13 protein-coding genes are annotated in these 15,131 nt (G+C 43.4%); 12 read left to right on the forward strand and 1 reads right to left on the reverse strand.

Annotated elements, in window-relative coordinates:
• The first annotated feature begins 1 nt into the window (after position 1).
• From AB4Z45_RS09115 to AB4Z45_RS09150, 8 genes are all read left to right on the forward strand, one after another.
• Entirely contained in the window at positions 2-571 is a 570-nt protein-coding gene (locus tag AB4Z45_RS09115; protein ID WP_441908843.1) for a histidine phosphatase family protein, read from the forward strand.
• 226 nt (positions 572-797) lie between these two features.
• On the forward strand, positions 798-2,390 hold the full coding sequence (locus tag AB4Z45_RS09120) for a response regulator transcription factor (RefSeq protein ID WP_441908844.1): 1,593 nt from the start codon (positions 798-800) through the stop codon (positions 2,388-2,390).
• A gap of 2 nt (positions 2,391-2,392) precedes the next feature.
• A complete protein-coding gene (locus tag AB4Z45_RS09125) occupies positions 2,393-4,165 on the forward strand; it encodes a sensor histidine kinase (protein WP_441908845.1) in 1,773 nt (590 codons plus the stop codon).
• 124 nt (positions 4,166-4,289) lie between these two features.
• Positions 4,290-5,726: an ABC transporter substrate-binding protein gene (locus AB4Z45_RS09130; protein WP_076267978.1), complete on the forward strand. Its 1,437-nt coding sequence runs from the start codon at positions 4,290-4,292 to the stop codon at positions 5,724-5,726.
• 84 nt (positions 5,727-5,810) lie between these two features.
• A complete protein-coding gene (locus AB4Z45_RS09135) occupies positions 5,811-6,749 on the forward strand; it encodes a carbohydrate ABC transporter permease (RefSeq protein WP_076268074.1) in 939 nt (312 codons plus the stop codon).
• Positions 6,746-7,576 carry a carbohydrate ABC transporter permease gene (locus AB4Z45_RS09140; protein WP_076267977.1) on the forward strand — a complete coding sequence of 277 codons (831 nt, stop codon included), beginning with the start codon at positions 6,746-6,748 and terminating at the stop codon, positions 7,574-7,576. Before AB4Z45_RS09135 ends, AB4Z45_RS09140 begins: the two co-directional genes overlap by 4 nt.
• 27 nt (positions 7,577-7,603) lie before the next feature.
• On the forward strand, positions 7,604-9,448 hold the full coding sequence (locus AB4Z45_RS09145) for a glycoside hydrolase family 127 protein (protein ID WP_441908847.1): 1,845 nt from the start codon (positions 7,604-7,606) through the stop codon (positions 9,446-9,448).
• A gap of 120 nt (positions 9,449-9,568) precedes the next feature.
• Positions 9,569-10,048 carry a GNAT family N-acetyltransferase gene (locus tag AB4Z45_RS09150; protein ID WP_441908848.1) on the forward strand — a complete coding sequence of 160 codons (480 nt, stop codon included), beginning with the start codon at positions 9,569-9,571 and terminating at the stop codon, positions 10,046-10,048.
• A 29-nt stretch (positions 10,049-10,077) separates the two neighbouring features.
• On the opposite strand, the gene AB4Z45_RS09155 is transcribed toward AB4Z45_RS09150, so the two are convergent.
• On the reverse strand, positions 10,078-10,623 hold the full coding sequence (locus AB4Z45_RS09155) for a pyridoxamine 5'-phosphate oxidase family protein (RefSeq protein WP_441908850.1): 546 nt from the start codon (positions 10,621-10,623) through the stop codon (positions 10,078-10,080).
• Positions 10,624-10,726: 103 nt separating this feature from the next.
• On the opposite strand from AB4Z45_RS09155, the gene pdxR reads away from it, so the two are divergent.
• The 4 genes from pdxR (at position 10,727) to AB4Z45_RS09175 (ending at position 15,120) form a co-directional block, all read left to right on the forward strand.
• Positions 10,727-12,130: a MocR-like pyridoxine biosynthesis transcription factor PdxR gene (pdxR, locus tag AB4Z45_RS09160; RefSeq protein ID WP_441908851.1), complete on the forward strand. Its 1,404-nt coding sequence runs from the start codon at positions 10,727-10,729 to the stop codon at positions 12,128-12,130.
• Between the two features lie 91 nt (positions 12,131-12,221).
• Positions 12,222-12,611, forward strand: coding sequence for a tautomerase family protein (locus AB4Z45_RS09165; RefSeq protein ID WP_339207598.1), 390 nt, complete (start codon positions 12,222-12,224; stop codon positions 12,609-12,611).
• 195 nt (positions 12,612-12,806) lie between these two features.
• Complete coding sequence (locus AB4Z45_RS09170) at positions 12,807-13,370, forward strand: hypothetical protein (protein WP_441908852.1); 564 nt, start codon at positions 12,807-12,809, stop codon at positions 13,368-13,370.
• A 535-nt stretch (positions 13,371-13,905) separates the two neighbouring features.
• Entirely contained in the window at positions 13,906-15,120 is a 1,215-nt protein-coding gene (locus AB4Z45_RS09175; protein ID WP_441909080.1) for a GTP-binding protein, read from the forward strand.
• Positions 15,121-15,131: the final 11 nt, after the last annotated feature.

Here is a 15,131-nt window from a genome sequence, read left to right on the forward strand (position 1 = left end):
TATGAATACGGTCATTTATATGGTTAGACATGCAGAATCGCCTTTTGAATTTGGACAAGAACGAACGCGCGGGCTTTCGGAGGAGGGTTTCTTAGAAGCAAAACGTATTGCAGAGGTGCTGGGCGATATCGATATTCATTTTATGGCATCCAGCTCCTACACGAGAGCGGTGCAGACGATTCAGGAGTTAGCTGAGCGGAAAGCGATGACGATTGTACAGTATGAAGAACTGGTGGAAAGAGCGATAAAGGGTTTGGATTATAAAGCTGCGTGGGACGTTCTGTATGAAGCGATAAGGAAATCTTTTATCGATATCGATTTTGCTTTGGAGGGCGGCGAAACGACTCGAAGCGTACAACAAAGAGCGATACCCGTCATAGAGAGAATACTTGAGGAGCACCGAGGTAAAAATATTGTTTTGGGTACACATGGCAATATAATGACGATCATTATGAACCATTATGATGATAGGTTTGGATTCGATTTTTGGGATACGACCTCGAAGCCGGATATTTATAAATTAACATTTAATCTGAATAAGCTGGAGCATGTGGAAAGGATATGGACTTAAGTAAGGCGATAAGAATCCATTGAAACCAATGGTCATCCTGCAAAGGATGGCCTTTTTGTATGCTATCAATCCAAAATGTGCGTTCATTACATATATAGGATCATGTAATATAATTTTGCAACAGACCAGATATTTAGTGTTATACTCGCTATTAAATTGACAACTAATGCGGAAATTCATCAGTAACTGAGTGAAAGCGACCGCATGAAGATGGAGCGTGAGCGGATTGAAAATACTAATTGTAGACGATGAGCCAAGGCATCTCAGAGGAATGGCTAAATTAGTTAGTGCGATGCGGCCAAAAGCTGAAATATTAGTAGCGAAGGATGGGGCATCTGCTATCGCTATCATTCAACAGAATCCACCGCAAATTGTACTGACGGATATCCAGATGCCTAATATGGATGGATTGACTTTATTGAAATGGCTTGAGGATAAGGAACATCGACCGAAGGTAGTTATGGTATCGGCTTATAATTTATTTGAATATGCGCAAACCGCGCTGCGTCATGGCGCTTATGACTACTTATTGAAGCCGATTGATATAGACAAAGTGGAGGATATCTTGGGGCGGCTTGATGCACAATTAGCGGCAGAGTCTATGCAAAGTGAGGCTTCCGAAAAACTGCAGCATCGGCTTAAGCTCACCTCCTCTGCCTACCAAAACAATCTGCTTTTGTCATGGTTAAGCGGCAATCTATCGGCAGTTGAGCAAGTGGAGCTTGAAGCACTCGATATTGTGCAAGGAAGCGGTACAGTTATATTTTCTGAACTCACCATTCGGCTTGAGGAGGATAAGAGCCTCTATACGCTTGCGTTGCTGCAGCAGCTGGAGCATTTGGGGTCCTGCTACGGTCAAGCCAGTACCTTCTCCATCAATACGCTTCGTGAAGATGCATTCCAAGCAATTACTATTGTGCGTACGCCGAGCCCATTCCTTAGACGCGATGAGATTCGATTGGCATTTAGCGAACTAAACAAGGAGTGGCTGCTGTATGGCCGGCTTGTTCATGGCATGGGGACGAGCTGTTTATCATTAGTAGAGCAGCTGCCGCATGCTTACCGAACGGCTCAAACTGCATGTGAGTATAATTTCCATGATTGCTGGCAAGGAGTCCTATTTTATGATGAGCTGAACCACTCCAGCAAGTCCTTTCACTTAGATGGGGAGCGGCTTTTTGAAGCGTTGCAGGATAACGATCCAATGGCTGCCATCATGCTATGCCGATCTGCCTTTCAAGAACTGGCAGGCGAGGGCCACACGGAGCCGCAGCTTATTAAAGAGTGTGCCTCACTCACCCTTATGAAGCTTAAAAGCCGAACAAGAGATGTTGTCGAAAGAAACTTTGGAAGCGTCCTCACGAATACGGTCGTAACGGAAATACCTGCATGCGATAGTTATGGCGAGCTGCTGGCGCTCATGGAGTCTCAAATTCGTGAGCTGCACCAAGCATTACGGAACATGAAGCAAGGGAAAAACGAGATTATTATGGAGCAGTGCTTGAGCTGGATACAAGAGAATTATATGGAGGATTTGACACTAGAGATGGCAGCTGAACAGTTTGCCTTTAATTCGTCTTATTTCAGTACATTGATTAAAAGCCGTACCGGAAAGTCTTTTTCTGACCATATCACCGAGGCACGAATGCGACGGGCGAAACAATTGCTCAGAGATGGCCATTTGAAAATATATGATATAGCTGCGCAATGCGGCTATCGCGATACGAAGTATTTTTGCCGAGTGTTCAAGAAGCAGAATGGCCTATCACCGGAAGCTTATAAGCACAATTCCCTTACAACGAATAGAGACGAGATATGAATATGACATTTCGATCACGGTTGTTCATCAGCTATATCATTCTAATTGCTTTGCCGTTCCTTGTGTTAAGCACTTTATTTTATCGTACAAGCCTCAAGGTTGTGACGGAGCAAGCGCAAAAAAATGTTTATGAGATCGTCAAAAAAAATAATGAAGTCATCGATACGAAGCTCAAAGTTGTCGATCAGAACAGTTTGGCCTTGTTCGTAGACAAGGATCTGTTTCAAATTTTCAGTCAGCTGAATCCAGCAAAGGCTGAGGAGCTGCTTGCAGCGGACCGGCGCGTATCTACTATTCTCAGCAAATACTTTTCACAAAACGACGATGTTTACGCCTATCAGCTTTGGACTTCTTACTTCACCTTCGGCAATTCACAAAACATGCCGCAAGGCGATCCTACACTTTCAAATATTTACAAGCAAGCTGTGCATGCGGGTGGAAAAATGATTTGGTATCCTACCTATGATTTTACGGAGATGTTTGATCAGTCTTATCTTTCCAAGAGCATGATCGATTATCGCTATTTATATTCAGCCACGCGTTTGCTCAATTTCTCACATATGGAAGACAGTACATTAATTAAGCTGAATCCGAATGTGGAGCGTCCAGTGCTTACGATAAGCTTCAAATCGACCGTACTGGATGCCCTGTTTGAGAAGAGCATACCAGTCGGTTCCCGCTATATGGTGTTAGATTTGAACGACATGGTAGTTGCCGGCAGTGATGTGTCGCAAGTGACAAAAAGCTTCAACGAGAATTGGGTGGATTCATTCCGCATGACGGGAAGCGGTACTCAGCGAATGAAGCTGAACGGCGAGAATATGATCATATGCTTTGACCGCTCAACCGTAACCGGATGGTTGTCGATCGTAATAACGCCAGAGTCTGCATTGGTAAGCAACCTTGTGCCTGTTATTCGAACCTCAACGATTGTGTTGGCTGCTATATTGAGCGGAATTGCATTTTTATTTGCCTATTTTATATTAAGCCGCATCACAGGTCCGATTAAGAAGCTGCTCGGAGCGATGAGATCCGTTGGCGAAGGTGATTTTCAAACCCGCGTAGAAGTCAGCACGAATGACGAATTCGGCATCTTGATGCAGCGATTTAACCGGATGAATGATCGGATTCACCTGCTCGTCAAAGAAAACTATGAGATTAAGCTAAAGGAAAAGGAAGCAGAAATTCACGCGCTCAATATGCAGATGAATCCTCATTTTCTGTATAACACGCTCAATATTATGAATTGGACAGCGATTGAAAATAATCAGAAGGAGCTAAGCAAAATGCTCGTCTGTTTGTCCAATATGCTGCATTATACTTCTCGTAAGGAATGGGGCGCCGTTCATCTGTCAGAGGAAATCGAATGGATGAAAAACTACTTTTATATTATGTCTGCGCGGTTCGAAGGCAAGTTTACCGTTAACTATGAAATTGATCCGATCCTTTATGATCATAAGCTGCCTAGGCTGTTGTTTCAGCCGTTTGTTGAGAATGCTATTTTGCACGGGTTTAATCAGATGGAAGAGGGAGGAGTTATCCTCATTCGCGGCTGGGCAGACGAGGGTACACGTTTTTTTGAAATCAAGGATAATGGTCGAGGGATTAGCGAAGAGATGATCAAGGTGATTATGTACAAACATTCTTCCTCGGTCGGCATTAAAAATACGATCTCCCGTTTACAGATGTCATACGGTGATGAATACGGGATCGAGATACAGTCCGTGCCAGGATCTGGTACCAGCATTCTGATAAGACTTCCGCTCGATACCTAATAATAGTCCACCATTCCAATAATACTCGGGTTTTGAAAGCGTTATCTATCGATTACAATAAAACCATCATAGACTGCAGCTATGAGCCAATGAGATGGATAAATGAAAGGGGCTCGTTACGAATATGAGAAGACAATGGAAATCGGTTTCCGTTCTCTTGGTTGTGCTGCTTATGGCAATCAGCGTATTATCGGCTTGCACGAAGTCTGATTCGGGTAACAAAAATTCTCAGGCTGGGGCAACGAATGGCTCAAGCAACACCGAAAATACAGGTAGCGGTGAAAATGTATCCAAAGATCCGATCAAACTGCGTCTTACCGCTTGGGGCGCACCTGATGAGATCGCAGCATTTAAGAAAGCAGTCGCTAGTTTTGAGGCTAAACATACCAATATTAAGGTTGATTTCCAAGCCATTTCAGCGGATTACGATACGAAATTAACGACCATGGTAGCTGGCAACGATGAGCCGGATATTGCCATGATGGAGTCCAGCACGATCGCTTTTCCTTTAGCGGAAGAAGGAAAGTTCGTCAACCTTCAGGATTTCCTTGATAAGGATACGGAGTTGACTGTGGATAGGCTCGTTCCTAACATTATGTATTCCTCGGAGCCTGGCAATGTAGTCGGTATTGCGCCTGGACCAGAATCTTTTGCTTTATTTTATAACGAAGATGTATTTAAGGATGCAGGCTTAACACCTCCGCCAGCCAAAGCTTCTGAAGCGTGGACATGGGATCAGTTCGTAGAGGTTTCAAAGAAACTGACGATTGACAACAAAGGCAAGAATGCGACAGAAGAAGGCTTTGATCCTAAAAATATTAAACAATTCGGAGTCAACGTACCAACTTGGTGGGGCGCATACAGCAACTTCATCTATTCAAATGGCGGAGACTTCTTGTCTGAGGACGGCAAAACCTTTGCTCTGAACCAGCCTGAAGCTGTTGAAGCTATTCAGAAGATTTCCGATCTTATTAATGTTCATCATGTAGCGCCGTCACCTGTTCAAGCGAAAAATATACCAGGCACCAACGTTGCGCTGCAAACCAAAAAAGTAGCGATGGCATTTGATGGTCAATGGGCAAGCACAAGCTTGGCACAATCCAAATTTAATTTTAACGTTGGCGTGCTTCCCGTGATGAAACAGCCGATGACGACTGTCGTTTCTGGCATGTTCTCGATGTTTAAATCAACGAAACATCCGGAGGAAGCATGGGAGCTCTTGAAGGCGCTGATTGATCCAGAAGCTTCAATCGAGCTGCTAACTGCCGGCACATGGATGCCATCTCATAAAGAGTGGTACACGGATGAATCTTACCTAACCAGATGGACTGAAAACCTGCCTTCTCGCCCATCGGGCTACAAGGATGCGGTCGTTGAGATGGTATTGAGCAACAGCCATGCAACACCAACCGCTTATGTGAAAAACTTTAATAAAATTATGGATATCGTTAATCCAGCACTCGATAAAGTTTGGTTAGGCCAGCAAACCGCTCAAGAGGCAATGGATTCTATCGCTGCGAAAGCGCAAGCACAGGTTCAAGGACGTCGTGACGTACAATAACCAATTAAAGAAAGAACTATAGTCAGATTGACGGCGTTCTTCCTGAAGACCGCCGTCTTCTTAGGATAGGAGGCAAGTATGGGCATGGATATTCCTGCGCAAACCATTCCAGCAGTCAGTAAAAAAAGTCGCATAAGAGAGCGTAAGGCGTTATTCTACGGGTTATTGTTTACAGCTCCTGCCATACTAGGCTTCATCATATTTACGCTCGGTCCTATGATTGCTAGTTTGGTGCTCAGTTTAACCGATTATAGCGTGTTCAAAGATACAACCTCATTTATTGGTTTCGATAATTACGCCAAGCTGTTCTCAGGTGAAGATGATTTATTTTATAAATCACTAGGCGTTACCTTCTATTTTGTTATTCTGCGGGTACCTGCTGTCATCATCATCTCTTTTCTGCTGGCGCTGCTCCTTAATATGAATGTAAAGGGTAGATCGTTGTTCCGCACCATTATTTATTTGCCAAGTATCGTTCCAGCGGTTGCATCGTCCATGATATGGCTGTGGCTGCTAAATCCAGACCTTGGTTTAGTTAATACGGTGCTCGCATGGCTTCATTTGCCGACAAGCAACTGGTTGTTTGGCGAGAGCAGTGTTATTCCATCTGTTGTCTTGACGACGCTTTGGGGAATAGGCGGCACGGTCATTATTTTTCTAGCGGGGCTTTCGGGTATTCCGAAGCAGTACTATGAAGCCATTGATGTTGATGGCGGCGGTTGGATGCATAAGCTGCGCCATATTACGATCCCGATGGTAACGCCAACAATCTTCTTTAATACAATCATGACGATTATCGGTTCTTTCCAGGTGTTTAGCGAAGCCTACATTTTGACACAGGGCGGGCCGAATAATAAAAGTTTATTTTTCGTGTTTTATTTGTGGAGTACAGCATTCCGTGATACAGAGATGGGTTATGCATCTGCCCTGGCATGGATTCTATTTATCATTATTTTGTTCTTTACGTTTATCGTATTCAAAACCTCGAAATCTTGGGTTTACTACGAGGGGGAAAAATCATGAGAGAGTCCAAACTCAAGCTGACAGCAGGTTATGCGGCCCTTATTATTATTTCAGTTATGTTTATCATTCCGTTCGTTTGGCTGATTCGAAGCTCAGTGATGGATTTATCGCAAATTTTCGTTATGCCGCCGGAATGGATTCCTAATCCTTTTAAATGGGATAACTACGAGAGAGCGCTTACCGTGCTGCCTTTCGGACAATTTTTCAAAAATACGCTTATTATTGTGTTCAGCGTTATTATCGGAACTGTGCTGACGAGTACGATCGCAGCCTTTGGTTTCTCTCGAATTCAGTGGAAGGGCAGAGACACGATTTTTGCAATCCTCATGACCAGCATGATGCTGCCTGCTGCGGTTACGTTAATTCCAAGCTTTCTTGGATGGAAAACGCTGGGCTTCTATGATACGTTCTATCCGCTTATCGTTCCTGCGTTCTTTGGCGGAGGTATCTTTAATATATTCCTGCTTCGCCAATTCTACATGACGATTCCGCGTGACTTTGACGAGGCTGCTTTTGTTGACGGGGCTAATTATTTTCAAATTTACTGGCGTATTCTTATGCCGCTTAGCCGTTCGGCTGTTATCGTCGTTGCGCTATTTACCTTCTTAGGTTCATGGAATGACTTCATGGGGCCGCTTATCTATTTGAAGAGTGACAGCCGCTTTACGCTAGCACTTGGCTTGCAAATGTTTCAAGGCAGCTATACAGCGCAATGGGATTTGCTCATGGCGGCTTCAGCAACTGTCGTTATGCCCTGCGTGCTCGTATTTTTAATCGGCCAGCGTTATTTTCTGGAAGGCATTACGTTAACGGGATTGAAAGGATAACAATTAGCGATGAAAGGATGGTTAGACATGACATTAACGGAAACGAAGGCGATAAAAAGCTGGCAAAACGTGCCTTTTACGAAAGTTGAGATCAATGATGCTTTCTGGAGGCCGCGGCTGGAAATTCACAAAAATATTACGATGAAGGCATGTTTAGTCAAATGCGAGGAGACAGGCCGAATTGACAATTTTGCAATAGCAGGCGGACTGCTGGAAGGCAAATTTGAAGGGATGTATTATAACGACTCCGATGTGTATAAGGTGCTTGAAGGTGCCGCTTATGCACTTATGACGGATCGAGATCCAGTACTGGAAGCAGAGATCGATCGGATTATCGATCTCATAGCTGGGGCGCAGGAAGCGGATGGATATTTAAGTACGTATTACACGCTTGAAGCGCCTGATCTCAAATGGTCGGATATGGAAAAACACGAGATGTATAATGGCGGCCATCTGATTGAAGCAGCGGTTGCTTATTTCGAAGCGACAGGCAAGCGGAAGCTGCTGGATGTAGCATGCAAAATGGCTGATCATTATGATCGCGTATTTGGCCCTGGCAAGCGGCACTGGGTGGAAGGGCATGAGGAAATTGAGCTTGCGCTTGTGAAGCTTTACCGCACGACCAGCGAGAATCGTTATTGGAAGCTGGCGCTTTGGCTGCTGGAAGAACGTGGCCATGGTCATGGTAAAGGTGCCATTTGGGACAAAGAGGAATGGGGCCCTGCGTACTGCCAGGATGATGTACCCGTTCGAGATATCGAGAAGGTAACAGGACACGCTGTACGAGCGATGTATTTGTACACCGCGATGGCTGATGTCGTGCATGCATCCGGTGATCCGACGTATATTGATGCGCTGCACCGCGTTTGGTCGCATACGGTTGAAAGGAATATGTATGTGACAGGCGGCATAGGGCCATCTCAGCATAATGAAGGCTTTACACATGATTACGATCTACCGAATGAATCGGCTTACTGCGAGACCTGTGCGGCGATCGCTATGGTTTTTTGGAATCACCGGATGAACTTGTTGTTTGGCGATGCCAAATATGCCGATGTTGTAGAACGTGAGATGTACAATGGCGCTTTAGCCGGAATCTCGTTGTCTGGCGACAAATTTTTTTACGTCAATCCGCTCGCATCAAAGGGCGAGCATCACCGCGTAGATTGGTTTGGCACTTCTTGCTGCCCGACTAACCTGGTTAGATTTTTACCATCCATTGGACAATATGCTTATGCTGCTACGGATGCTGGAGTAGTCGTCAATCAATACATGAACGGGGAAACTGCTTTGGAAATAAAAGGTGGGACAACCGTCAAACTTAAGCAGACAACCGCGTATCCTTGGGATGGAAAAATCGAAGTTGTGGTAAGCTTGGATCGAGCGGAAACGTTCGAGATCCGGCTTCGTGTTCCTGGCTGGTGCAGAGGATATAAGCTATCGCTTCCAGGGGAGCAGTTGGAGCCATCGGAAGGAAAGATCGAAAATGGTTATCTCGTACTGAATCGCTGCTGGACGCCGGGAGACTCCATTGTATTAGAGCTGGATATGCCGGTTGAAGTTATTCGGTCACGGCCGGAGGTGGAGGCTAACATTGGAAGAATTGCTCTGCAGCGCGGACCTATTGTGTACTGCATGGAGCAGATTGATAATACGGAGCTATCCTATGATGAATTTTCTATTGCAGCACATGACCCGCTTTTCATTGAGCACCGAGCAGAATGGCTTGGCGGCGTGACTGTTCTCAAAGGAAAAGTGGCTGAAGGCAGCGCTTGTTTATTTGTTCCTTATTATGCTTGGGATAATCGAGATGCGGGCTTCATGCAGGTATGGATTCGTGAAAAGGAAGATCGCCATTTATATCGTTATTAAGCAGAATGCTTTAGAATAAAATAGATAGATAAGCAAAAACCCGAGAGACAAGACGCTTTTTTATAAAGTGTCTATCTTTCGGTTTTTTGTTCAGGAAGCAGTTAAAGGGAGACATAATAAATGAGTGTCGTAATCGCAACATTAGAAGATATAAATGGTTGGTTAGAGCTGGCTGCCGAGGTGGAGTACCTCTTTGGCCCAATGGTGGATGATCCAAACTTTGTTCTGGCACTAGAGAGAAATATCCATCAAAATCGCGCGTTCTGCGTGCGGGAAAATGATGGTTCGCCAGGGTGCAGCCTGTTAGGGGGACTATTGCTTTCTACATCTAATGCCCCAAGCTACAAAATCGGCTGGTTGTCTGTCTCCGCTAAAGCAAGAAATAAAGGCGTGGCATCGGCATTGCTGAATCATGTTCTAACGCTTGTTGATGTTCCTTCAGAAATAACAGTCACAACATTTGGCGATGATATTCCAGATGGGATGCCTGCACGGCGCCTTTATGAGAGATTTGGTTTCATTCCCTTGGAGGAATCGATTCCAAACGGTCCCGAAGGCGGTTCAAGGCAAAAGTTCCAATTGACGATTGCTCATCGGTAATGATGATTTCTTTAGTTGTCTAACCGTTATTACAAATCGTTGTGTACCGTTTTACCTGGATAAAACATAGCGCTCTCTACTTTCTCGTTTTCTTTCGCAGAGATGGAAGCTGCTATTAATTTAAATACTTTAGTTTTACTCCCCAAGGATGATTCATATTTTTCCAAATGCGATTTTGACAACGGTTGTTTATAGTAGCCAGGCACATATTTGTCCAGCATGCTTTGCATAGCTTTTGCAGCCTCATCTATTTCATTAACAAACTGTATTTGCCCAGAAATCATAACGCTCATATAAGAGGTATCGGTATGAGCAGGTACGGGATCAGTTAATGTTCCATATTCTTCGCTTACGGTAAAACAAGCTTCTGGATTTTGCTCGATATAGGAGATTTTCCGCCCTTCAGCAGCACCGTGAAAGTAAACAGTGTCGTTCAGCCAAGTGAAGTTTAACGGAACAACGTAAGGGATTCCATCGGCAGATAGGCCAAGGAATCCCGTTTTTGCGTTTAACAAAAAAGATTGAATTTTACCCTGATCAGTACACTCTCTTTTCTGTAATCTTACGGGAAACATAGTTAGGCACACCCTTTGTCTTTATGATAATGTAATAGTAATGAACAATTGTCCCTGTGAAAAGGGGCAGATTCCGAATATTTCATGGGGTCAGGTGCTGCATATGATAGAGATTACTCCTTTACTCGATAAGCAGGGAAAACATCCTTTATACTCGCAGCTGTATACGTATATTAAGGATCAAATTGAATCTGGATTAATGGCTGAAGGTACTAAGCTTCCATCGATTCGTGAGTTGGCGCACTATTTGAAGATTAGCAAAAACACTGTAGAAGCTGCTTATCAGCAGCTGCTTGCAGAAGGGTATGTGGATAGTAAAAGCCGTAATGGGATAAGAGTGTTGCCGCTAGAGGATGTGAATACCAATCGAGATTCAGTTCAAGTAAGATCCACTAAGGATATTAATTGGAAAAGGTATCGGTATGATTTTAACTATGGTGATATTGAATGGCATCGTTTCCCGATGAAGATATGGAAGAAATGTTTGTCGGATGGTTTAAATGGAGACCCTTATCGAATATTGGGTTATGGACATCCACAAGGAGAAGAGGAGCTTAGGGAAGAAATTGCAAAATACGTATTTCAATCTCGGGGAGTATCGTGCAGCCCGAATCAAATTATCATTTGTTCAGGAACACAACATGCCGTAAGCATGTTATTGCAGTTTTTGTCTCTAGGGGGGCAAAACATAGCTATGGAAGAACCCGGGTATAATGGCGTTAGAACGATTTTCAAAAATCATGGCTGCGAAATTACGCCCATTTCGGTCGATTCTGATGGTTTGAACATAGAAGAGCTGCAATCAAGCAATGTCAATGCAGTGTATGTGACACCATCACATCAATTTCCATTAGGCATGGTGATGTCAGTACAGAAACGAATGAAGCTGCTCCAGTGGGCAAACCAAAACGACGCTGTCATTATCGAGGATGATTACGATAGTGAGTTCCGATATGTTGGCCAGCCGATTCCCTCTCTTAAAGCATTGGACTCAGGAGAACGTGTCGTTTATTTGGGGACATTTTCGAAATCATTTTTGCCTGCGGCCCGATTAAGCTATATCGTCTTTCCAACAAACATGCTAGAAAAGCGGGATGAGATATTTTCCGTTTACAGTCAACCTGCATCACCTATCATTCAGCAGGCCGTGTTTTTGTTTATGAATCGCGGACATTTTGCTGGGCATATACGCAAAATGAGAAGACTTTATCAAGCGAAGCATAAAGCTTTAGTTGCTGCGATTTCACTATATATGGGTGATCGTGTACGTGTCATTGGGAGCAAATCAGGACTGCATTTGCTGCTTGATGTTAAGGACAGAGAAAGCGGCCAGCTGATCGAACGGGCAGCAGAAAATGGGGTAAAAGTTTATTCTCCAAATGTACATTGGATGGATAGTGAGCGCTGTCCGGCATCATTTGTATGGCTTGGATTTGGCGGAATGAGTGAGGTTGAAATTGAAGAAGGCATTCGTCTGCTAAGCCATGCTTGGTTTGGCTCAGCATAGGAGATTTATTCTAATTGCGTGTGTTATAATTTTACTAAATATACAATATTAAACTAGTGACTATTGAAATAAGAAAGGCGTGATTAGTAGAATGGCTCAGGTCAAAGTTTTTGGACTTAAGGATCAATTAAATCCGATAAAACAACAATTATCAGAAGTTATTCATTCCTGTGTAGTGGATGTATTTAAGATGCCACTCGATAAGAAGTTTCATCGTTTTTTCGCAATGGAGAAAGAAGATTTTTATTACGCTCCTGGACGGACCGAAGCGTATACGATTATCGAAATAAGCGTATTTGAAGGTCGTTCCATCGATTCCAAAAAACAGCTTATTCGTTCGCTCTTTGATCACATTCAAGCACAATTGCATATTTCTCCTGAAGATATCGAAATAACAATTTTTGAAACTCCAAAATATAACTGGGGCATTCGCGGCCTGCCAGGGGATGAACTGCAGCTCTCCTATAATGTTAATGTGTAGCGCAGAGAGAGCCCAATGATAATAGGTCGATGAATCCAAAGCAAAGGGGTCATCGGCTTTTTTTGTATAGTAATCATACACTTAGCGAGGTGCGAGGATATGATTAGTTTCACAAAGGAACAAGATGGATAGATGCAACTAATATCTCCCAATTACGTCTTTAACATTGCATTAATTTAATTGGGGGGCATTAAAATGAAACGTTTATGCTCAGTTTTACTCCTATTTGCAGTTATCGCAAGTGGTTGCAGCAAGGGGACGAGTGCAGAGATAAACACGGTTGATCAGTATCAACCAACAAATGATATCGTTATAAAATCAAACAATATGCCTAAAGAAATGCCAAGTGATTTTGATTTCATGGTGCGTTACGGATACAGCGAAGTGAACAAAAACGAAATTAATACTTTTCTAGATACAGCTACAAAGGATTTAGTAATGAACGGGACTGCGTCTGCAAAAATTGCGTTTACGACAGAAGAGATGCGCAGCATTTATGAGAAAATGAGAGAAATAAATATAATGGGAACAAAAAACTTAAAGCCTGCTGCTATAGGGTGTGAACGGACTCCTTACGGGGAAGACAGCTGGGAAGTTAGTATAAACGGGGAATCAAAGACATTTACTTGGACCGAGAAATATTGCGAGTTAACAAAGGATGCAAAACAATTGCTGGAACTGCGACAGTTCATTCATCAAATCGTTGCAGGGAAGGAAGCCTATCAGAAACTGCCAGAAGCAGAAGGCGGATATGACTGAAGGATAGAGAGAATGAACTTGAATAAAGTAGGTGGACTCGCATGTGTGCATTCGTGCAAAAAAGATTTATTGTACAGAAGCTTGGATTTAGAAAAAGAGAATTACAAACAAATCTTTTCTATGTTATGGAGAATGTACGCGTAGAACTATAATCATAAAAAGAAGGAAAATGTGCAAGTTTTCAAGCTATTGGAGCCGAACAGCAATAAACTAGTCGTGTTAAATGATAATACGGATATAGATTGTATTCGGATGGGGGGTATAATACATTCAGCTTTATAAAAAAGCAGGATATGAGATATTCCAAACAAAATTAATCAATGCTCAATTAAGATTGGTTTTTATGGAAAAACAATAAATGGGACAAAAAGCATGGTTGTTTAATTGTAATTAATACGATCTTGACGAGTTAGCGAAATATCGTTATACTCATTAAGCGTAATGATTACTATTAATTGAGTGCGCTTTTTTATTTGCTATATAATCGTAATAATTACGTTTAAACGAAAGCTTAAATTAACCGGAGGTGCCAATGATGACTGTTAAAAAACTGCCTGTAACTGTATTGAGCGGATATTTGGGCGCTGGCAAGACGACGATTATGAATCATATCCTACATAATCGCGATGGCTTGAAAGTCGCTGTTATTGTAAATGATTTAAGTGAATTGAATATAGACGCTAGTCTTATTAAAGATGGGGGCGGCTTGTCACGGACAGAAGAAAAGCTTGTCGAAATGTCCAATGGCTGTATTTGCTGCACGCTTAGGGAAGATTTGCTTAAGGAAGTAGAGAGCTTGGCGAAAGAAAATCGCTTTGATTATATTCTGATTGAATCAACGGGTGTTGGTGAGCCAGTTCCCGTAGCTCAGACCTTCTCCTATATCGATGAAGAGCAAGGAATTGATTTAACACAATATTGCAGGCTGGATTGTATGGTAACGGTCGTTGATGCTTATCGCTTCTGGCATGATTATGCATCAGGCGAAACATTGCTTGATCGCAGTCAAGCCGTTGGAGAAGACGATACACGCGAGGTAGTTGATTTGTTGATAGATCAGATCGAGTTTTGCGATGTGCTAATTTTGAACAAATGCGATCTTGTTGATGATGAGGATTTGGCGGAGCTTGAAGGGGTGCTCCGGACCATGCAGCCGCGCGCCAAATTTATTCGAACTTCCAAAGGCGAAGTTAATCCGAAAGAAATTTTGAATACGTCGTTATTTAATTTTGACGAAGCTAGTCGTTCAGCAGGGTGGATAAAGGAATTGGAAGCTCCATCACATACACCTGAAACGGAAGAGTACGGCATATCCTCCTTCGTATACGAACGTGCGAAGCCATTTCATCCGCAGCGTCTTAAAGCTTGGATGGAGCGCTGGCCAGAGGAAGTCGTTCGGGCCAAAGGTATCGTATGGCTGGCGACTCGCAACAACTATGCACAAAGCTTGAGCCAAGCAGGGCCTTCCATACAGTTTGGACCAGCTGGTCTGTGGGCTGCTGCATTGCCGGATGCGGAACGAGAAGAATTATTGCTCGAAGACCCGGAGCTGGCAAACGTATGGCACGAGGAATATGGTGATCGTGTTAACAAGTTTGTACTTATCGGCATTGCGATGAATCGTAAGCAGCTGACCGAATCGCTCGACCGCTGCTTGCTGAGAGACGAGGAGCTGCCGCTCGACTGGAACGTTTTTCTTGATGAATTTCCGAATGCAATGAATGATCAGATGAACTCAGCGATTCAATAACGGCAAGAAGC

This window comes from Paenibacillus sp. MCAF9, from assembly GCF_052114265.1.
Classification (GTDB): Bacteria; Bacillota; Bacilli; order Paenibacillales; family Paenibacillaceae; genus Pristimantibacillus.

Excerpts from the sequence above, each read along its gene's own strand:
- AB4Z45_RS09165 (WP_339207598.1), top strand. The coding sequence starts at position 12,222 with ATGGCTCAGGTCAAAGTTTTTGGACTTAAGGATCAATTAAATCCGATA.
- AB4Z45_RS09150 (WP_441908848.1), top strand. The coding sequence starts at position 9,569 with ATGAGTGTCGTAATCGCAACATTAGAAGATATAAATGGTTGGTTAGAG.
- AB4Z45_RS09135 (WP_076268074.1), top strand. The coding sequence starts at position 5,811 with ATGGATATTCCTGCGCAAACCATTCCAGCAGTCAGTAAAAAAAGTCGC.
- AB4Z45_RS09115 (WP_441908843.1), top strand. The coding sequence starts at position 2 with ATGAATACGGTCATTTATATGGTTAGACATGCAGAATCGCCTTTTGAA.
- AB4Z45_RS09170 (WP_441908852.1), top strand. The coding sequence starts at position 12,807 with ATGAAACGTTTATGCTCAGTTTTACTCCTATTTGCAGTTATCGCAAGT.
- AB4Z45_RS09125 (WP_441908845.1), top strand. The coding sequence starts at position 2,393 with ATGACATTTCGATCACGGTTGTTCATCAGCTATATCATTCTAATTGCT.
- pdxR (WP_441908851.1), top strand. The coding sequence starts at position 10,727 with ATGATAGAGATTACTCCTTTACTCGATAAGCAGGGAAAACATCCTTTA.
- AB4Z45_RS09140 (WP_076267977.1), top strand. The coding sequence starts at position 6,746 with ATGAGAGAGTCCAAACTCAAGCTGACAGCAGGTTATGCGGCCCTTATT.
- AB4Z45_RS09145 (WP_441908847.1), top strand. The coding sequence starts at position 7,604 with ATGACATTAACGGAAACGAAGGCGATAAAAAGCTGGCAAAACGTGCCT.
- AB4Z45_RS09130 (WP_076267978.1), top strand. The coding sequence starts at position 4,290 with ATGAGAAGACAATGGAAATCGGTTTCCGTTCTCTTGGTTGTGCTGCTT.
- AB4Z45_RS09155 (WP_441908850.1), bottom strand. The coding sequence starts at position 10,623 with ATGTTTCCCGTAAGATTACAGAAAAGAGAGTGTACTGATCAGGGTAAA.
- AB4Z45_RS09175 (WP_441909080.1), top strand. The coding sequence starts at position 13,906 with ATGACTGTTAAAAAACTGCCTGTAACTGTATTGAGCGGATATTTGGGC.